This is a genomic window from Actinoallomurus bryophytorum, from assembly GCF_006716425.1.
Lineage (GTDB): Bacteria > Actinomycetota > Actinomycetes > Streptosporangiales > Streptosporangiaceae > Actinoallomurus > Actinoallomurus bryophytorum.
Genome location: NZ_VFOZ01000001.1, coordinates 327,815 through 346,223, shown reverse-complemented (window position 1 = coordinate 346,223; position 18,409 = coordinate 327,815). Strand labels below are relative to the sequence as shown.

General features: G+C 71.4%; 18 protein-coding genes. 6 read left to right on the top strand and 12 right to left on the bottom strand.

Annotated features, from left to right (window positions below; all coding sequences use genetic code 11):
- Positions 1 to 407 precede the first annotated feature (407 nt).
- Positions 408 to 1,313 carry a helix-turn-helix domain-containing protein gene (locus FB559_RS01680; RefSeq protein ID WP_141952521.1) on the top strand — a complete coding sequence of 302 codons (906 nt, stop codon included), beginning with the start codon at positions 408 to 410 and terminating at the stop codon, positions 1,311 to 1,313.
- Positions 1,314 to 1,391: 78 nt separating this feature from the next.
- Here FB559_RS01680 and FB559_RS01675 read toward each other — a convergent pair whose 3' ends face one another.
- Positions 1,392 to 2,261, bottom strand: a complete 870-nt coding sequence (locus tag FB559_RS01675; RefSeq protein ID WP_246121297.1) for a helix-turn-helix domain-containing protein — start codon at positions 2,259 to 2,261, stop codon at positions 1,392 to 1,394.
- Between the two features lie 471 nt (positions 2,262 to 2,732).
- Entirely contained in the window at positions 2,733 to 3,299 is a 567-nt protein-coding gene (locus FB559_RS01670; RefSeq protein ID WP_141952517.1) for a MarR family winged helix-turn-helix transcriptional regulator, read from the bottom strand.
- Positions 3,300 to 3,582: 283 nt separating this feature from the next.
- Between FB559_RS01670 and FB559_RS01665 the strand changes: the two genes are divergently transcribed.
- Together FB559_RS01665 and FB559_RS01660 are read left to right on the top strand one after the other, a co-directional pair.
- Entirely contained in the window at positions 3,583 to 4,080 is a 498-nt protein-coding gene (locus FB559_RS01665) for a PH domain-containing protein (protein ID WP_141952515.1), read from the top strand.
- A complete protein-coding gene (locus FB559_RS01660) occupies positions 4,077 to 5,579 on the top strand; it encodes a PH domain-containing protein (RefSeq protein WP_221639856.1) in 1,503 nt (500 codons plus the stop codon). Before FB559_RS01665 ends, FB559_RS01660 begins: the two co-directional genes overlap by 4 nt.
- A gap of 10 nt (positions 5,580 to 5,589) precedes the next feature.
- Here the strand turns inward: FB559_RS01660 and FB559_RS01655 are convergent, their stop codons facing one another.
- The 7 genes from FB559_RS01655 to FB559_RS01625 all read right to left on the bottom strand — a co-directional run bounded on the left by FB559_RS01655 (position 5,590) and on the right by FB559_RS01625 (position 13,255).
- Positions 5,590 to 6,045, bottom strand: a complete 456-nt coding sequence (locus tag FB559_RS01655; RefSeq protein ID WP_141952512.1) for a glycine-rich domain-containing protein — start codon at positions 6,043 to 6,045, stop codon at positions 5,590 to 5,592.
- A 239-nt stretch (positions 6,046 to 6,284) separates the two neighbouring features.
- Positions 6,285 to 7,448: an MFS transporter gene (locus FB559_RS01650; protein WP_141952510.1), complete on the bottom strand. Its 1,164-nt coding sequence runs from the start codon at positions 7,446 to 7,448 to the stop codon at positions 6,285 to 6,287.
- Between the two features lie 80 nt (positions 7,449 to 7,528).
- Positions 7,529 to 8,767, bottom strand: coding sequence for an adenylosuccinate synthetase (locus FB559_RS01645; RefSeq protein WP_141952507.1), 1,239 nt, complete (start codon positions 8,765 to 8,767; stop codon positions 7,529 to 7,531).
- Positions 8,768 to 8,822: 55 nt separating this feature from the next.
- Positions 8,823 to 9,791 (bottom strand): hypothetical protein, encoded by a 969-nt coding sequence (locus FB559_RS01640; RefSeq protein ID WP_141952505.1) that lies wholly within the window; start codon positions 9,789 to 9,791, stop codon positions 8,823 to 8,825.
- A gap of 27 nt (positions 9,792 to 9,818) precedes the next feature.
- Positions 9,819 to 10,787, bottom strand: a complete 969-nt coding sequence (locus FB559_RS01635) for a molecular chaperone DnaJ (protein ID WP_141952503.1) — start codon at positions 10,785 to 10,787, stop codon at positions 9,819 to 9,821.
- On the bottom strand, positions 10,784 to 11,602 hold the full coding sequence (locus FB559_RS01630; protein WP_141952501.1) for an NUDIX hydrolase: 819 nt from the start codon (positions 11,600 to 11,602) through the stop codon (positions 10,784 to 10,786). Before FB559_RS01630 ends, FB559_RS01635 begins: the two co-directional genes overlap by 4 nt.
- Positions 11,603 to 11,689: 87 nt before the next feature.
- Positions 11,690 to 13,255 carry an amino acid permease gene (locus FB559_RS01625; RefSeq protein WP_246121296.1) on the bottom strand — a complete coding sequence of 522 codons (1,566 nt, stop codon included), beginning with the start codon at positions 13,253 to 13,255 and terminating at the stop codon, positions 11,690 to 11,692.
- Positions 13,256 to 13,471: 216 nt separating this feature from the next.
- Between FB559_RS01625 and ggt the strand changes: the two genes are divergently transcribed.
- The 3 genes from ggt to FB559_RS01610 all read left to right on the top strand — a co-directional run bounded on the left by ggt (position 13,472) and on the right by FB559_RS01610 (position 16,709).
- Positions 13,472 to 15,283 (top strand): gamma-glutamyltransferase, encoded by a 1,812-nt coding sequence (gene ggt, locus FB559_RS01620; RefSeq protein WP_141952498.1) that lies wholly within the window; start codon positions 13,472 to 13,474, stop codon positions 15,281 to 15,283.
- A 165-nt stretch (positions 15,284 to 15,448) separates the two neighbouring features.
- A complete protein-coding gene (gene cutA / locus FB559_RS01615; RefSeq protein ID WP_141952496.1) occupies positions 15,449 to 15,796 on the top strand; it encodes a divalent-cation tolerance protein CutA in 348 nt (115 codons plus the stop codon).
- 73 nt (positions 15,797 to 15,869) lie between these two features.
- On the top strand, positions 15,870 to 16,709 hold the full coding sequence (locus tag FB559_RS01610) for an oxygenase MpaB family protein (RefSeq protein WP_246121295.1): 840 nt from the start codon (positions 15,870 to 15,872) through the stop codon (positions 16,707 to 16,709).
- 5 nt (positions 16,710 to 16,714) lie between these two features.
- On the opposite strand, the gene FB559_RS01605 is transcribed toward FB559_RS01610, so the two are convergent.
- The 3 genes from FB559_RS01605 to FB559_RS01595 all read right to left on the bottom strand — a co-directional run bounded on the left by FB559_RS01605 (position 16,715) and on the right by FB559_RS01595 (position 18,405).
- Positions 16,715 to 17,404, bottom strand: coding sequence for an alpha/beta fold hydrolase (locus tag FB559_RS01605; protein ID WP_141952494.1), 690 nt, complete (start codon positions 17,402 to 17,404; stop codon positions 16,715 to 16,717).
- A 10-nt stretch (positions 17,405 to 17,414) separates the two neighbouring features.
- Positions 17,415 to 17,600 carry a hypothetical protein gene (locus tag FB559_RS01600; protein ID WP_141952492.1) on the bottom strand — a complete coding sequence of 62 codons (186 nt, stop codon included), beginning with the start codon at positions 17,598 to 17,600 and terminating at the stop codon, positions 17,415 to 17,417.
- Between the two features lie 229 nt (positions 17,601 to 17,829).
- Positions 17,830 to 18,405: a histidine phosphatase family protein gene (locus FB559_RS01595; RefSeq protein WP_141952490.1), complete on the bottom strand. Its 576-nt coding sequence runs from the start codon at positions 18,403 to 18,405 to the stop codon at positions 17,830 to 17,832.
- Positions 18,406 to 18,409: the final 4 nt, after the last annotated feature.

The window sequence follows — 18,409 nt, the reverse complement described above, 5'->3', positions numbered from 1 at the left end:
GGCTCGCCGGGCCCTGTCGAAAGACGAAGTCCCAGTTCAGACATGTCGTGTCGGTAAATGGCGCCCGGTCGGCCCGAGCTCCCGCCGATGCCTATCCGTTGGTTGCGGCGAACTCATTGACCGGATTCGGCCATGCTGTGAAAAATGCCGGGCGGGATGGCCCGAAACGTGTCCTGCCAGAACGGCGAGAGTGCGCGGAGGAGGCCACGTCAGCCCGCGTGAGGTGCGCGCCCTTGCGGGCGCCGTTCGACCGCGAACCTGCGGACACGTCCGGCGGGCGGCCGGCCCGAACCCGCTCGTCGCGGCGGACGTTCTACGGTCGGATGGCGTTGCGACGCTACCTTGGGGGTTGCATCGGTAACTGCGAGTGGGACACTGGGCCGATTCCAGTGTCCTAAGGGGAGCACATGATCGGGTCCCAGCCTGGCGGTGAAGTGGCCGTCAGCAACATGTTCGGTCATCATCGAGGTGGTCCGACGGTGTTGCGTATTGTGCTGGGCTCGCAGTTGCGGCGGCTGCGGGAGCAGCGGCAGATCACCTGCGAGGAGGCCGGCGAGGCGATTCGTGCCTCCCACTCCAAGATCAGTCGCATGGAGCTCGGCCGCGTGCGGTTCCGTAGCCGTGACGTCGCCGACCTGCTGACCCTTTACGGCGTCACCGACGAGGAAGAACGCAAGGCCATGCTGTCCCTGGCCGACCAGGCGAACGAGCCCGGCTGGTGGCACAGCTACTCCGACATCCTGCCCAACTGGTTCGAGGTCTACATCGGCCTGGAAGAGGCGGCCTCCCGCATCCGTGCGTACGAGGTCCAGTTCGTCCCCGGCCTGCTGCAGACCGAGGACTACGCCCGCGCCGTCACCCTCCTGGGCCATCCCGACGCCCCGGGACACGAGGTGGAGCGACGGGTCGGGCTGCGCATGCGCCGCCAGTCCCTGCTCAACGCCGAGGAGCCTCCCCACCTGTGGGCGGTCGTCGACGAGGCGGTGCTGCGGCGTCCGCTGGGCGGCGCTCCGGCGATGCGCAAGCAGCTCGAGCACCTCATCGAGATGACCGAGTCGCCGAACATCACGCTGCAGGTGGTCCCGTTCGAGCTGGGCGGGCACGCCGCGGCCGGGGGACCGTTCAGCATCCTGCGGTTCGCCGAGCGCGACCTGCCCGACGTGGTCTACCTCGAGCAGCTGACCAGCTCGCTCTATCTCGACAAGCGCGAGGACGTCGACCACTATCTCGCGGTGATGGAGCGGCTCTGCATCGACGCCGAGCCGGCGACGGCCATCCGCGACACCCTCGGCCGCATCCTGCGGGAGACCTGACCGGCGGCATGCCGGGTCACGACCGGCCGGGCCGCCGCGTGGACGACATCACGGATTCGGTGAGCGCTCGACGGCGCCTCAGATCTCCCGGATGATCTTGCTGATCAGGTCCATGGACTCCTCCGGCGACGCGCTCTGCACGCACAGCCGCTCCATCGCGGCGCCGTAGTGGTCCATGTCGTCGTCGCGCTCCAGGTACATCGCGCCGGTGAGCTGCTCGAGGTAGGCGATGTCGTGCAGCTCGGGCTCGGGGAAACGCAGGATCGTGAACGCCCCCGCCTCGCCGGCATGGCCGCCCACGCGGAACGGCATCACCTGGACCGTGATGTTCTGCAGCCGCGCGGCGTCGAGCAGCGCGCGCAACTGGGCGCGTGACACCTCCGAGCCGCCGATCGGCCGCCACAGGGCCGCCTCGTCGATGACCGCCCACAGCCGCGTCGGGTTCGGTGCGGTCAGGATCTGCTGCCGTCGCAGCCGCAGCTCGACCCGCCGTGCCACCTCGTCCTCCGGCGGCTCGGACAGGCCGTGGGCGACGACGGCGCGGGCGTACTCCTCGGTCTGCAGCAGCCCGGGGATGAACTGCACCTCATACGTCCGGATGACCTGAGCGGCCTCTTCGAGGTCGACGTACGGACGGAACCACGCGGGCATCGCTCCGCTGAACGCCTGGAGCCAGCCGGGCCGGTTCGCCTCGCGCGCGAGGGCGAGCAGCGCGTCGCGCTCCTGAGGGTCGTGGATGCCGTACAGCTCCAGGAGCTGTTTGACCTCGTGCTCCTCCAGGCCCGCGCGTCCGGCCTCGATCCGGCCGAGCCGGGACTCGCCGACACCGATGGACGCGCCCGCCTCCCGGCGGCTGACGCCCGAGGCGTCGCGAAGCCGGCGTAGCTGAGCGCCCACGATCCGGCGGCGGACGGTGGGACGGCTCGCCGAGTGGGCCGCGACCGCCACAGACTCCACCTCCGATCACCACAACGCGGGCAGAGTCTGCCATTGATGACCATCGGTGAACAGACCTGACGGCGAAACCATTTCGGCGGGTACTCATTGACTCCGTTGTGCGATCTTACGGCCTTCCTTGTGGCGGAATGGGGGGAACCGGCCACTGTGGTACGAGCCATTCCACGACCTGTCACGACATGGCCGCTCATCGTCTCGGCGCCACTGGAAGCGCGTGCGATGCCGGCCGCGTAGCGTCTCGGCCCGACGTACGCGGCCGGCGTTCCGGACAGCAGATCGAGCATCGTGTCCATCGGTCGATTGCCTGGAATTGTCCCTGATGTACCCGTTAGTCCGATCGAGGGGGGCGTTCTGGTGGTCGCGGCGGACGCGGCATGCGCAGGAGAGCGAAGTTGAGCGCCTGCGGACCGGCGACGTAGGTCCTGGGCGCAGATGCGTCGCGCGCTGGGCGTGGCGACGCTCTCATGCGCGCCGGGTTCGCCCCGTGGTCGCCGCCGTGTCCGATACCGGGGCGGCTCGCGGGCGTACCCCGCCGGTGTGGGACACGACGGTGCGGCGTCTCAGACCGGTGTGCGGCGTCGCGACGCCGATGTTCTGGATGACCCGGGTCAGGTACCGGAGGAACTCCTCCGTCTCGCCGGGCGTGAACCCCTTCAGCACGATGTCGCCACTCGCGGCGACGATCCCGGACAGCCGGGCGTACATGGCCTCGCCGGTGTCGGTCAGGCGAACGAGCGCGGCCCGCCGGTCCGCGCTCGTACGGTGCCGCTCGACCAGCCCCTCCGCCTCCATGCGGGCGAGATGCCGGGTCAGCGTGGGGCCCTCGACGTTCAGCAGCCCGGCCAGCTCACGCTGGATCAGCGGGCCCTTGGTCTTCAACGCGAACAGGGCGGTCCAGACCGCGAAGCTCGCCCCGGCGGCGGCCAGATGCTGTTCGAGGTAGCCCCGTGCGGACTTCGCCGCGAAGTTGAGCTGACGGCCCAGAGCGTGCTTCGCGTCCGCTCCGGTGACATCCGCGTCTTCGTGCATCTCTCACTCTCGGCGCCGGGCCGCTCATCGGCGTCCGCGTGGTCCAGAGGCCGGCCGCTGCGGCGACGTTTCCGCAGGTGATCGCCATCATGCACGTTTCGATTCCGGAAGAGAAGCGCCCGGTGATCTTCGGCGCGTTCGGCGCGGTGCCACGCTGAGGCGGCGGCAGCGCGGCGGGCGTACGCCGCGAAAGCGGATCTACCCGGCTTCGTGACATTTGTACTGACGAATCCAGGACGTGTCGTCGTTCAGCGCGGGGTCCGCCTCTGCCAGGATCGACACCATGGAGTCAACTGAGGCGGGCCTGCGGCCACCGCGCCACCTGGTCAGCCCGCGGGCACGCGCCTACTGGGCGGTTCGCGCCCTGGCCGGTTGGCTGGTGCCGATCGCCGTCGAGGTCATCTGGATGACACAGGACGGCGCGCACACGAAGTGGCACGTCGCCGGTCTCGTGGCGACCGTGGTCCTCGCGGTCGCGCACGTCACCGTCATGCCGCTGTGGAGGTACCGCGTGCACCGGTGGGAGTCGACGGCGGAGGCCGTCTACACCCAGTCCGGCTGGTTCAACCAGGAGCGGCGGATCGCACCGGTCTCCCGCATCCAGACCGTCGACAGCGAACGCGGACCGATCGAGCAGCTCTTCCGGCTCTCGAACGTCACCGTCACGACGGCGTCCGCGGCCGGTCCGATCAAGATCCATGGCCTCGACCGCGACATCGCACAGCACCTCGTCGACGAGCTCACCGAGGGCACCCAGGCCGAACGGGGCGACGCCACGTGACCACGGCGCACGAGAGCGACGGGTGGCGCCGGCTGTCCACCCGGATGCTCATCATCCATCCGGTCCAGGAGCTGATCCGCCTGTGGCCGGGCCTGATCGCGCTGGTCTTCGCCGGCTCGCAGGGCGGTCACGGGGGCTGGTGGAGCCTGTCCGGCGCCGTCGTCGTCGTGGTCATGGGCATGCTGCGCTGGTTCACCACGAGGTACCGCGTCTCGGCCGAACAGGTCCAGGTCCGCAAGGGCCTGCTCCGCCGTCAGCTGCTGACCGTGCCCCGCGACCGGGTCCGCACGGTCGACGTCACCGCGAACGCGCTGCACCGCGTCCTCGGGTTGGCCAAGGTGGAGGTCGGCACCGGCCGTACCGACCGCAAGAACGACGGGGTCAAGCTCGACGCCCTGCACGCCGACGAGGCCGCCCGGCTGCGGGTCGAGCTCCTGCACCGGCCGTCGTCGCGCTCTGCCGAGCCGTCGGAGGCGGCGACCGCGAAGGCTCCCAGCGAGACGCTGCTCGTACGGGTGCCCCCGGAGTGGGTGCGGTACGGCCCGTTCACCCTGACCGGCCTGGTCACCGTCGGCGTGATCGCCGGCGTCGCCGGGCGCGCGGTGAACGAGGCGCACATCGACCCGGGGCAGCTCGGGCCGCTGAGCACGCTGCTGGACCGGTGGGAGCACGCCGCCGTGCCGGTCGAGATCGCGGTATTCGTGGCCGCGCTGGCGGTCGCGGTGGCGCTCGCCTCGACGTTCGGCTACGTGCTGGCGTTCTTCCGGTTCCGGCTCACGCGCAACAGCGCCGGCACGCTGCACATCACGCGCGGCCTGATCACCACCCGGGCGATCACCATCGAGGAGCGCCGCCTCCGGGGCGTCGAGATCAGCGAGCCGCTGCTCCTTCGCACCGTACGCGGCGCACGCTGCCTGGCCATCACGACCGGCCTGCGCGTCGGGCGCGGTGCCGAACGCGGAGGTTCGCTGCTGCTGCCGCCCGGGCCACGCTCCGAGGCCCTGCGGGTGGCCGGCCTGGTACTGGGCCGTACGGCGCCGCTCACCGCACCTCTCGTCCCGCACGGACGGCGCGCCATCGGGCGCCGCTTCACGCGCGCCGCCGGCGTCGTCGTGCTCATCGCCCTGGCCTGCGCCCTCCTGTCGTGGTGGGGCTGGCTGCCGGACTGGACCTGGCGGCTGGCGCCGCTGCTGCTCGTGGTCGCCGTTCCGCTCGCGTACGACCGCGCCCGGTCGCTCGGCCACGCCCTGGTCGAGAACACCCTCGTGAGCCGCCGGGGTTCCCTCGTACGCCGCCGCAGCGCGCTGTCCTATGAGGGCATCATCGGCTGGAACCTGCAACGGTCGTTCTTCCAGCGCCGGGCAGGCCTGGCGACACTCGTCGCGACGACCGCCGCCGGCCGTCAGCGGATCGACGTGCAGGACGTCCCCCTGGACGAGGCCCTCCGCGTCGCCGACGAGGCACTGCCCGGCCTCCTCACCCCCTTCATCGACCGTTAGCGGATCTCGCTCAGTGGCCGCCGCCGGAGCAGCAGCGTTCGCAGTTGGCCGAGCACGCGGCCTGGCCCACGGCCCACAGCTCCTCGTCCACCGGGAGCCCGGTACGCCGCATGACGTCGGCGGTCATCTCGTTCCGCGCGACGGTGTCGGCGCGGTCGGTTTCCGGGTCCTCGGGCGCGTGGTGGATGAACTCCCCGGCGACGCGGTCGCAGAAGTCGGCGTACTCGCGTGTGTGCAGGATGAAGGCGTGCCACCCGTGGTCGACCTCCCGCGACGGTGCGAGCGGGGTCTCCGGGTTGCGCGCGCAGGCAAGGAGGAACGCCAGAGCCTGCCGCATGATGCGCTCGGCGTGCTCCCGGTCGACCTTCGCGTCGCGCTCGACGCGCGCGGCGAGCTTGGCGAACAGGGCCGCCGGGACCAGAGTCTCCGGGTCGTAGAGGGTCGGACGCGCAGTCGTGACAGTCATATCTGCCCACTCCTTGGATTGTCGGGTGTCTGGCCGTCCGCACCGCCGACGCCATTTACCGCGTCCAGCCCGACGCCGCCGGTCCAGCACGCTCTCGGATCCGCTGCTGGCGACCAGAGGTGTTCTACCTGGGCAGATACCCGCCCGCCGCACTCCTGACCCCACAGGAAGATCATCCGGGCATCGTGACAGGGCCAATGTGGTCAAAGCTTCAACCACGGGCCCGTGCGGTCTTGGACTCAGGTGGCGCTCGCCCGCAGGGCGCCCGCGGGAACCGCGATGAGCGCGGTGATCACTGCGACGAGTGCCAGCGCGAACGTCAGTGAGGTTCCCTGGGCGACGAAGCCGATCACCGGCGGCGCCAGCATCCAGCCGCCGTACCCGACGGTGGCGACGGCCGCCACCGCCGTGCCCGGATCGTGGCCGGGCGTGCTGCCCGCCGCGCTGAACGTCAGCGGGACGACCGTGGCCATCCCGAGCCCGAGGACCGCGAACGAGACGATCACGACCGGGGTCACCGGGACCAGCAGGCCGAGTGCCAGGCCGATCGCTCCGGTGAGCGCCGCCCCGCGTACGAGCCGGGCCGAGCCGATCCATTCGACCAGGCGGTCGCCCATCAGTCTCCCGCCGGCCATGGCCAGGGAGAACGCGGCATAGCCCCAGGCGGCCACGCTCTGCGAGGCGTGTGCGGTGGTGTGGAGATAGACCGCGCTCCAGTCGGCGGCGGCGGCCTCGGCGAACAGCCCGAAGAAGATCACCGCTCCCAGGAGGAGCAGAACGCGGTCCGGCCGGGCGAAGACCTTTCCGACGGCGGACCGTGGCGCCGGCGTGAGCCAGACCCCGCTCACCGCGCTGATGACCAGGAGCGCGGCGCCGACCATCAGCAGATGGGCGGGCGCGCCCATGCCCGCCCCTGCGGCCAGGCCCGCGATCACGGACCCGGTCAGCCCGCCGATGCTCCAGATGCCATGCAGCCCGGACATGATCGAGCGGCCATAGCGCTCCTGGACGACCACGCCGTTCGCGTTCATCGAGACGTCGAGGACGCTGCCGGTCGCGCCGAACAGCAGCAGCGCGCCGAAGATCATGGGCAGCACGGGCGCGAACGCCACGAGCGGCAGGCTCGCCGCCATCGCGAGCCCCATGCCCCTCGTGACGGCGCGACTGCCGAACCGCGAGATCAGCACCGCCGCCAGCGGCGCCGCCAGCAGGCCGCCGACCGCGGCGCCCATCAGGGCGACTCCAAGACCGGCCGGCGACAGATGCCGTACGTCCTTGACCCAGGGGATACGGCCGGCCCAGCTGCCCGCCGCCACTCCGTGAACGCCGAAGGTGACCGCCACCGCGACCCGTGCCTGACGGTCTCGGCGGGCGGGGACGGCGGCGACCGGGGTCACTGTCATGCGTCCAATGATCGCGGACCGAAGAAGGTGTGGTGGCCCGTGGCGGTCCGCGCGCGCCGGGCCCGTGCCGTACGTCGTGGTCAGGCGATCGCGCGCCGGGAGAAGTCCGTTCGGGTCCAGATCGAGACGGCCGTCTTGTCCGATGCCGCCGGGCCGCAGGAGCGGAGCGCGACGGGGACGCCGAGCGCGGCCTCGATCGTCCCGGCCGCGTCCGCGCCGACCGGCGAGTAGCGCGGGCGGGCGGACAGCAGGCGGTCGGTGAGCAGCGCCTGGCCTGTCAGGTCCGCCGCGGGCGCGATGCGGGCACCGAGGTCGTACGCCTCGCAGATGAGCGGTGCCGGCGCGTCGAGATGCGTCACGGCCAGCGCGTCCGCGCCGCCGCACACCTCCAGGGCGTACCGCAGCGCGACGGCGTCGAGCTGCCCCGTGCGGAACGCGCCCTGCCAGCGGCCGTGGCGGTTGTGCGGCTCGGGCCGGAGCAGGCCCGGGTCCTCGGTGACGAACGGACCCGGCCCGTGCCGCGTCAGGTACGCGCGCAGCACACCCAGGCGCCGCGCGCCGTCACCGGCCTCGGCGAGCAGCGTCTCGGCGCCCGCGAACGTCGTCGTCGACCAGGTCGTGTACGGATGGAAGCCGAAGCGTTCGTCGAGGAGCACGCCCTGCGCGCCCTCGAAGACCGCCGGGCCGGCGCGCAGGAGCCCGGGCAGGTAGCCGTCGCCGGTGATGCGCGCCCGCCCGGCGAACGCGCCGAACGCCGCCGCGCACTCCTCGACATCCGGGACCTCGAGCGGCCCCAGCTCGTCGAAGAGCCGCTCCCGCAGGCGCATGAGCCGCCGGCGCAGCCGCGCGGGGGAGTGGCAGTCACCCGCGCGGGGAGCGTCGTCGCAGACCAGGGCGTACGCGGCGGTCTCGCCGATGCCCATGCCGCACGAGCCGTGCCGCAGCGCGGTGTCCCGCGCCCGGTTCGCCGCGCGGTGGTACGGCGTGGTCAGGAGCGCGTCGCGGTCGACCGTCAGCCGGTCCAGCGCGTCGCCGACGCCGACGGCGGCCAGGTGGTCCGCCTCGGCCGCCAGCGCGAGCGGATCCACCATCATGAACCGGGACAGGTGCGTCACCACACCCGGCGTGAACGTGCCCGAGCCGAACTGCGCGAACGTGTGATGCCGCCCGTCCGTGGTCACGACGTTGTGCGCCGCCTGCGCGCCGCCGTTGAACCGCACCACTGTGGCGTACGGGCCGCGGGCGCAGAGCCAGTCGACGACCGTGCCCTTGCCCGCGTCCCCGTACCCCAGGTCGACCACGATGACGTTCGCGGTCACGGGACCTCCTTCGTCGGCGGTGTGACCAGGGGGCTGTGTTCGATGGTTGCCTCGGTCACAGGCGCGTGACCTCGGTGTCGGCCGGGTCCAGGCCGGTCGGCATCGCCGACACGGCGACGGCGCCGCGCCGGGAGTTCAGCGGGGCGAGCGCACGGGAGACCGAGCTCCCCGCGCCGGAGCCGAACTCGCGCAGGTGGTCCAGGCCCTCCTCCAGGTCGACCGCGTCCTCGGCCAGCCCGACCGTGAGCGCGATCGTCTCGCAGACCGCGTCGAGGTCGTCCAGGCGGATGACGTTCTGGCCGAGCTGGGTGCGCCAGAAGTCGGCCAGCCTGTCGTCGGCGGAGTAGTACGCGCCCTCGGGGATGATGAAGTAGACGTCGTACTTGCGCTTGAGCTCGGCGACGATCGCGGCGAAGGGGATGTCCTCGACCTGCTCGCCTCCGATGATCTTGTTGATCTCGCGCGCCTTCACCTTCGGGTAGGCCAGCTCGTCCCCGATCAGGAACAGGTAGCCGCGCTTCCCGCGCTTGTCCAGGCAGTCCATGGCGGTGTGCCGGGCCATGAAGTACATCGCCAGCTCGTAGGACTCGGTCATCTGGCCGCCGCCCCCGCCCTCCAGCAGGATCCTGCCGAGGTCGTCGTCCATCCGGTTGTCGGACTCGAACTGCCCGACCTGCAGGGGCGCGCGGTCGCAGGTGGCGTCGCCGACCGCGCCGAACAGGATCTGCGGGTGCTCGACGTAGCCCTTGCGCATGAGCAGTCCGAGCAGGTCGGGCAGCTTCGACTGCAGCGTGCGCGGCACGTTGCCCATCGACCCGGTGACGTCGAAGAGCACGGCCAGCGCGAGCGACTCGGGGTGCTCGTCGCTGTCCCGGCTCTCCCGTACGGTCACGCCGAACGGGTCGAGGTCCTCGTGGACCGCGGTCGCGCCGCCGTCGCTGTAGGCGAACGCGCTGGCGCCGGTCGCCGCGCGGTAGCTCGCCGCGGCGTCGTAGACGTTGGTGGACCAGATTCCGCTTCCCATGGTGGTGTCCTTTCGGGGACGGGGTGATCATGCGGGCAGGTGGAACGGCCGGAAGCGGCGCGGGCCGTACAGCCGTTCGAGGAGGTCGTCGAGCTCGGCGAGCAGCCGCCAGGCGTCGGAGGGCCGCCGGTACTGCGACGTCAGGAGGCAGCCGCGCGCGAACGCGCGCAGCGACTTGGGCGCCCGGTCGCCCATCAGGTAGGTCATGCACCGGGTGGCCAGGTAGATGTCGGTGCCGGGGCCGGCCGGCTCGCGCGCGGCGACCTCGGGCGGGTACCAGTCCGCGCGCCGGGTGACCATGGCCGGGACCCGGACGCCGCGGTCCGGATGGCAGCCGGGCACCGAGTAGCACCAGTCGACCAGCACGAGGCCGTGCTGTTCCGGATGGATGAGCACGTGTTCGGGGAGCACCGCGCCGTGCAGGACGCCGGCCCGGTGCGCGAAGCCCAGCGCGACCAGCAGCCGCCGCCACATCCACGCCACGTCGCGGGGGTCGACCCCGTCGGCGTACGCGGCGCGCACCTCGGCGAGCGAACGGAAACCGTCGAGGCGGCCGATCGCGTTCGCGCGCCGCTCGGTCCCGGTCGCCTCGTCGCGGTGCCGGAAGCTCTCCAGCAGACGCGGCACGTACGGCAGGAACCGCCCGTCGCCGTCCTTGGGCAGCTGCCGCAGCGCGATCGCCTCGCGTTCGAGCAGGTCGTTCACTGCCGGGTCGCGCGGGATCTTGACCATCGCCTCACCCGCGTCGTACAGGTTGGCCAGGTCACCGCGGACCGGCGCCGCGTCCAGCGGATACGTCCCGCGGCGCGTTCTGATCACGGGCGGCCCGTACGCGCGCCACAGCGCGGTCAGCCGGTCGAACGCCTCCCGCGGCCCGCCCGCGTCGGGGTGGACGAGCCGTACCAGGCGCCGGTACTCCCGTGCCCCGCCGGGGCCGAACAGCTCGGCGGGCGTACGCGCGGTCGCGATGAGGCGTACGGCCTCGGCGCGTCTCATCTGATCTCCTCCTCACGTGAGGGCCGCAGCAGGGCCGGGTGCAGCAGCCGCGCGTCGCCGGGCCGGTAGAGGCGGGCCCGCGGGCCCCCGCGCCGGCCGCCGCGCTCGGAGGTCGTGCCGGTGCTCTCCACGAACCCCGGCACCGACAGGACCTTGCGGTGGAAGTTCCCGGCGTGCAGCTCCTCGCCCCAGACCGTCTCGTAGACGGCCCGCAGCTCCGGGATCGTGAACTCGGGCGCGCAGAACGTCGTCGCCAGCGCCGTGTACTCCAGCTTCGAGCGGGCCCGCTCCAGCCCGTCGGTGAGGATGACCGAGTGGTCGAAGGCCAGCCGCCGGGTCGTGCCGGGCCGCTGCGCGCCGGTGCCGGTCAGGCCGAGCGAGCCGACCGGGGTCCACACCGCGTCGGCGGCGTCGCTGCCCGCCCGCGGCTCGGGCATCTCCGGGGCGAAGGCGAGGTAGGCGACCGAGACCACGCGCATGCGCGGGTCACGGCCGGGCGCGCCGTACGCCGCGAGCTGTTCGAGGTGGACCCGCTCCAGCGCGTCGGCGCGTACGCCGGTCTCCTCGGCGAGCTCCCTGGCGGCCGCCTCGTCCAGGCCCTCGGGCCGCACGGCGCCGGTCTCGTCGCGGGTGTTCTTGACGAAGCCGCCGGGCAGCGCCCACATGCCCTCCTGCGGAGGCGCGCCGCGCTGGACGAGCAGGACGTTCAGCGCGCCGTCGCGGATGGTGAGGGCGACCACGTCGATGGCGACCGCCACGGGGTCGTACGCCCGCGGGTCGTACGCCGCCAGGAACTCCTCTTCGCGTCGGTCCATGAGTCCTTCTCGTATTGAGATAATCTCGATCTGAGAAGAACGTACGTCATGGCGCGCCGGATGTCGAGCCTTTTCACGCCGGGAGGGTCAGCGCCGGTGGCGGCCCTGCGGGTGCACGGGGCGCCCGCCCAGCACCTGCCGCAGACGGCTGTGCCGCCGTCCGTACACCAGGTAGACGAGGAGCCCCGCGGTCATCCACGCGCCGAAGTACACCCAGGTGCGCAGGTGCAGGTTGAGCAGGAGCCAGCCGGTCGCGGCGATGGCCAGCAGGGGCGTCAGCGGCGCGCCCCAGACGCGGAAGCCGCGGGGCAGGTCCGGGCGGGACCGGCGCAGCGCCAGTACGCCCGCCGAGACGAAGATGAACGCGAACAGCGTGCCGATCACGATCATCTGCTGCAGGGCGAGGATGCTCACCTTGCCGAACGTCCACACGTCGACCTGCGACAGCACGATCCCCGTGGCGCCGACGAGCACGGCCGCGCGGGTCGGCACCTTGTACCGGGGGCTGATCACGGCCAGGGTCGCGGGCATCAGGCCGTCGCGTGCCATCGCGAACAGGACCCGTGTCTGGGCGATCATCACGACGAGGACCACCGTGGCCAGCCCGATCACCGCGCCCACGTCGATGACCACGCCCATGGCGCTGGACCCGACCGCGTGGAACGCCGACGTCAACGGGGTGTCGGGGTTGAGCGTCCGGTAGGGCACCATGCCGACCATGGCGACCGCGACGCCGATGTAGAGGGCGATCGCGATGAGCAGGCTGATGAGCATTCCCCGCGGTACGCGACGCTGCGCGTCCTTGGTCTCCTCAGCAGAGGTGGCGATCAGGTCGAAGCCGATGTAGGCGAACGCGATCGCCGACGTGGCGGTGAAGATCCCGACGAGCCCGAACGCGTGCGGGCTGCCGCCCATCAGCGCGTCCAGCACCGTCCTGCCGTCACCGGCGGCGGCGGTGCGCGGCGGCGGCACGAACGGACGCAGGTTCGAGGAGTGGAAGTACAGCAGGCCGCCGCCGATCACGAAGCCGATGACGATGACCTTGGTGAGCACCATGAACCACAGCGTGTACAGACTGAGCCGCGCGCCGATGGCCACGATCACCGCCAGCAACAGCAGGAGCGCCAGCGCGAATACGTCCAGGCCGGTCGGCCTGCCGGCGATGCCGGACAAGGCCGAAGGCACTTTGATCCAGGCGATCCCGGCCAGGGTGCCCACGTCGTCGACCAGCCGCATCGCGTACAGCGACCAGGCCCGGCTCACGACGGCCGCGGCGAGCTGGAGCTCGAGGATGAGCGCCCAGCCGATCACCCAGGCCCAGATCTCGCCGAACGCCACATACGTGAAGGAGTACGCGCTGCCCGCCACCGGCATGGTCGAGGACAGCTCGGCGTAGGACAGGGCCGACAGCAGGCAGGCGGCGCCCGCGATGACGAAGGACAGGATGACGGCGGGCCCGGCCGTCGTGGCGGCCTCCTGCCCGGCGATGTTGAAGATCCCAGAGCCGATCATGACACCGAGGCCGAGCACGACCAGGTCGCGGGTTCCGTAGACCAGCGACAGGCGGTGGCGGCCGCCCTGGCGCGGGCCGATGGTCTCTTCGACCGGCAGGCGGCGCAGGAGGTTGTTACGGAAGGGCGCTTCGGTGCTCAATGGCGGTGTTTCCCCATGTCTTCGGCGTTCTGCTCCCCCTGCGGCCTCCGGGGTGCCGGTGGATGTACAGAATTTCCGAAATTACCTCTAGTCACAAGGATCTACGGGTTTATTCCGTTTCGATCAGTAACGGAAGGGTAACTGCGTGATCTTGTGGATCTGGAAGCCGCGGGATGGCAAAGTTGGGGGACGCGATCCCCTGACTCAGGAGATGCAATGCGCCGGAGCACCGCAGTCATCGGCCTCACCGCCGCCGCGCTGGCCACGCTGGTCGTGCCCGCCCAGGCGCGCCAGCCCGCCGCTCACGCGCCGCAGGACCAGAAGCAGGCGGTCGCGGTCGGGTACGGGGGAGCGGTCTCCAGCGTCGATCTGGACGCGAGCAAGAGTGGCATCGAGGTGCTGCGGCACGGCGGCAACGCCGTCGACGCGGCCGTCGCCACCGCCGCCACGCTCGGCGTGACCGAGCCGTACGTCTCGGCGATCGGCGGAGGTGGCTACTTCACCTACTACGACGCGCGTACGCGCAAGGTCTACACCTTCGACGGCCGCGAGACCGGCCCGGCGAAGATGACGAAGGACTTCTTCATCGACCCCAAGACGGGCAAGCCGCTGTCCTTCGACGAGGCGGTGACGAGCGGCCTGTCGGTGGGTGTTCCCGGGACCCTGGCCACCTGGGACTCCGCGCTGCGCCGCTTCGGCTCCCGCAAGCTGGGCACCCTGCTGCAGCCCGCGATCGACGTGGCCGACCGCGGCTTCACCGTGGACCAGGAGTTCTACGACCAGACCGCGCTCAACGCGGACCGGTTCAAGGACATCGTGCCGACGCGGCAGCTCTTCCTGCCCGGCGGCAAGCCGCCCGCCGTCGGCTCGACGTTCCACAACCCCGAGCTGGCCGACACCTACCGGCAGATCTCCAAGAAGGGGCTCGGCTTCTTCTACGGTGGCGAGCTGGGCAAGGAGATCGCCGAGACCGTCCAGCACCCGCCGGTGGACCCGGCGGCGACCCGCAACGTACGGCCCGGTGTGGTCCAGCCCTCCGACCTCGGGCACTACAAGGTCGTCCCCCGTGACCCCACGCACGTGGACTACCGGGGGTACGACGTCTACGGCATGGCCCCCTCCTCGTCCGGCGGCTCGACCGACGGCGAGGCGCTGAACATCATGAAGCAGTTCAAGCTCGGCGACCCGGTCCAGGCGCTGCACACCTACATCGAGGCGTCCAAGCTCGCCTACGCCGACCGCGGCGCGTACGTCGGCGACCCGGCGTATGAGAACGTGCCCCTCAAGACCCTGCTGTCGGACCGGTTCGCCCGCTCGCGCGCCTGCCTGATCAAGCCGGACCAGGCACTCACCGCACCCGTGCTGCCCGGCGACCTGAACGGCGCCGGCTGCGCGACACCGTCCGGCACCGGCCAGCAGCTTCCCTACGAGGGCCCGCAGACCACGCATCTCGTCGCCACCGACAAGTGGGGCAACGTCGTCTCCTACACGCTGACGATCGAGCAGTTCGGCGGCAGCGCGCTCACCGTGCCGCACCGCGGGTTCCTGCTGAACAACGAGATGACGGACTTCAACTTCACCTCCTCCACGCCGGCCGGCTACGCCGACCCGAACCTTCCCGCCGCGGGCAAGCGGCCGCGCAGCAGTATGGCGCCGACGATCGTGCTGAAGAACCACAAGCCGCTGCTGGCGGTCGGCTCGCCCGGCGGCTCGACGATCATCACCACGGTGCTGCAGATCCTGATGAACCGACTCGACCTCGGCATGACGCTCCCGGAGGCGATCGACGCGCCGCGCGCCACCCAGCGCAACACGGCTCAGACCGCCGCCGAGCAGGCCTTCATCGACAGGTACGGCACCGCGCTCAAGGCCAAGGGGCAGGACCTCGTGCTCTTCCCCGGCCCGCCGGCGGGAGTGATCGGCTCGGCCACCGGCCTGGAGTTCCTGGGCGGCGGGAAGGTCGAGGCGGTCGCCGAGAAGGTCCGCCGCCACGGAGGCAGCGCGCTGGTGGCCCGGCCCGCACGCTGACACCGATCGTGCGGGTGGACGTGGCCGTACGGATGACCACTATGCGGCACGATCGACCGGGAACTCCGCCCGATCGGGGAAGGCTGTCCTAACGGAAACATTTGTGCGATCACTGCGGGATCTGAGCTGGTGGCGGAGCTACGATCAGCGGGGAAGGAGTCGCTGATGGCCGAGGCGTACGTCCAGGTGACGACGACCACCGATTCACGCAAGGAGGCCGCCGAGCTCGCGAGGTCGGCGGTCACCGGGCGCCTCGCGGCCTGCGCTCAGCTGGTCGGCCCGATCGCCAGCACGTACTGGTGGGAGGGGGAGATCGAGTCCGCCGAAGAATGGATGGTGCTCTTCAAGACCACCACGGACTGCTTCGAGGACCTCGCCGCCCAGATCACCGAGCAGCACTCGTACGACACGCCCGAGATCATCGCGACTCCGGTCGTGGCGGGCAGCGCCGAATACCTGTCCTGGGTGCGGGAGCAGACCACCGAAGCACCGCTTGGTCAAGAGGGGGTGTGATCGGGGGTGATCGTGGGTAATAAGTCGTCACTTATCCACCCCGGAAGCACAGTGCCCCCGAGGACGGTGAACGGTGAGTGAGGACTACGGCCTGTTCGGTCCCGGCTCCGTGACCTGGCGCGTGATGGCCGAGCCGGTGCAGATCGTCGGCGGCCTGCGCGCGCTCATCCTGCAGGCACTGCACCCACCGTCCATGTGGGGGACCGCGCAGAACTCCGAGCTGATGGACCCGCGCGCGGCCTGGGCCCGCTTGGGCCGCACCGTGGAGTTCGTCCGCGTCCGCACGTACGGCACCCTGGACGAGGTCGAACGCGTCGGACGCCGGGTCCGCAACCTGCACTCACGGCTGACCGGCCTGAACCTCGACACCGGCGAGGTCTTCCCGGTCGACGCGCCGGAGAACCTCCTGTGGGTGCACATGGGCGAGGTCGACTCCTACCTCGACGTCGCTTTGCGCGCCGGCGTACCGCTGTCGCGCGCCGACGCCGACGCGTTCGTGGACGAGCAGCGCAGGGCGGGGGAGGTCGTCGGCCTGGATCCGGCGTGCATCCCCGCGTCGGTCGCCGAGATGGCCGACTACTACGCCGGGATGCGGCAGCGGATCTACGCCTGCCGGGAGGCCAAGGAAGGCCTCCGGCGGCTCTACACCCCGGCGGTGCCACGGCAGTGGCTGCCGCTCAAGCTGGCCGCGCCGGGCGTCGCCACCCTCGTCATCGCGACCCTGCCACGCTGGGCGCGCCGCATGTACGGCCTGCCGGCGACGCCTCTGGAGGACATCTGGGCCACGGCCTGGCTCAAGGCGCTCTACCGCGGCACCCGGGTCGTCCCCGAGTCGTGGCGCTACTCACCGGACGCCCGCCGGGCGCGCGAGCTGAGCCGCGAGGCCGGACCGGGCCTGGCCGCGGCGTCCTGACCCTCTCAGGAGAGGAAGGCCGCGACCTCGGCCTCGAACTCCCCGGGCCGCTTCTCGTGCACGAGGTGCCCCGCCTCGATCGTGACGAGGCGGCAATCGGAGATCGTCCGCGCCATCTTCGCGATCGCGTCCTGCGGAATGTGGCTGCCGGGGCCACCGGCGACGATCAGCGTCGGGGCGGTGATCGCGGCCAGGGTCTGCCAGTACGCGGGGTCGAAGTCGCCCCGCTGCCGGTAGATCGCCGCCACCATCTCCCAGTCGAATGACGCGGGCCGGCTCCGGTCCTCCTCGGTCACGAACCGCGGTGGATCGACGCGTACGGGCGGTGGGGGCTCCTCCAGGACGAGGCGGCTCACCCGCTCCGGCCGCTCACCGGCCAGCAGATAGGCCACGACGGCGCCCATCGAGTGCCCCATCAGCGTGACCGCGCCGAACCCCAGGGTGTCGAGGAGGCGCAGGACGTCATCGCGCATCAGCTCGAAGGAGTAGTCAGGGCACCGGTCGCTCTCGCCGTGCCCCCGCATGTCGGGCGCGTACACCTGGTATCGGCCGGCCAGCCGCCGCGCCGTCTCGTCCCAGGACGACCCGTCCTCGCCGAGCGAGTGCAGCGCCACGAGCGGTGGCGCCGAGCCGTCTCCGGTCACGCGGCAGGCGAGCCGAACGCCGCCGGTGTCCACCATCCGAAGATCGCCCATGGGGCCGAACCTATCCGGTGGGGGGTCGCTTCCGCCGCCTCGGGCGGCGGCGCAGGGTCGTGCGGCGCCGGAGGATGCCGCGCATGACGACGTCGCTGTAGCCGAACCGCCGTGCGACCTGCCGGATGGCCCACCCCTCCTGGTAGAGCCGCGTGGCGTCGTCCTCCAGCTGCTCCTGGTCGGAGGCGGTGCGCACGCCGGCCCCCCGGCCCCCGGTCAGGGATAAGCGCAGGATTCGAACACGCCTGGCGATCACCTTGGTGACCCTTCTGGCGATCCTCGCCGCCGGCAGGTCGTCGCCACGGGAGTCGGAGCACTGTAAGGACATCGCGACCGGCCAATCTCGTCAGGATGGGACCAGGGGATTCGTAACCCTCCGGCCCGTGGATTGGCGGAGGGGAACCTTTTCGACGCGAGCGAGGTCCCTAGGCCGTCGCGGGGACGTTCCAGGAGCGGATCACCGGCTGGTCGTGTTCGGTGCCGAGCGTCGACAGTGTCCCCGTGTCCAGCCGGAACAGGCGGCCCCCGGCCGGGGGCAGGTCCAGCCATCGCGCGGTCAGGACGCGGAGGACATGGCCGTGCGCCACGAGCACCACGTCGCCCTCGGCCAGGTGCGGGCGTACCCGGTCGAGTACGCCGTCCACGCGGACGCCGACCTGCTCGACCGTCTCACCATCGACCACCCCGTCGCGCCAGAGATACCAGTCCGGGCGTTCCTCGCGGATCTGCGGCGTGGTCCTGCCCTCGTACGCGCCGTAGTCCCACTCCCAGAGCCGGTCGTCGGTCTCGGCCCCGCCGAGCCCGGCCAGCTCGGCCGTGCGCCGGGCCCGCGCGGCCGGGCTGACCAGCCTGAACGCGATCTTGCGGTCGGCGAGCAGGGGCGCGAGCGAGCGCGCCTGCTCCTCGCCGCGCGGTGTGAGCGGCACGTCCGTGCGGCCGGTGTGGCGGCCGTCGCGGGCCCATTCGGTCTCACCGTGTCGCACCAGGATCAATTCCCCCATGCAC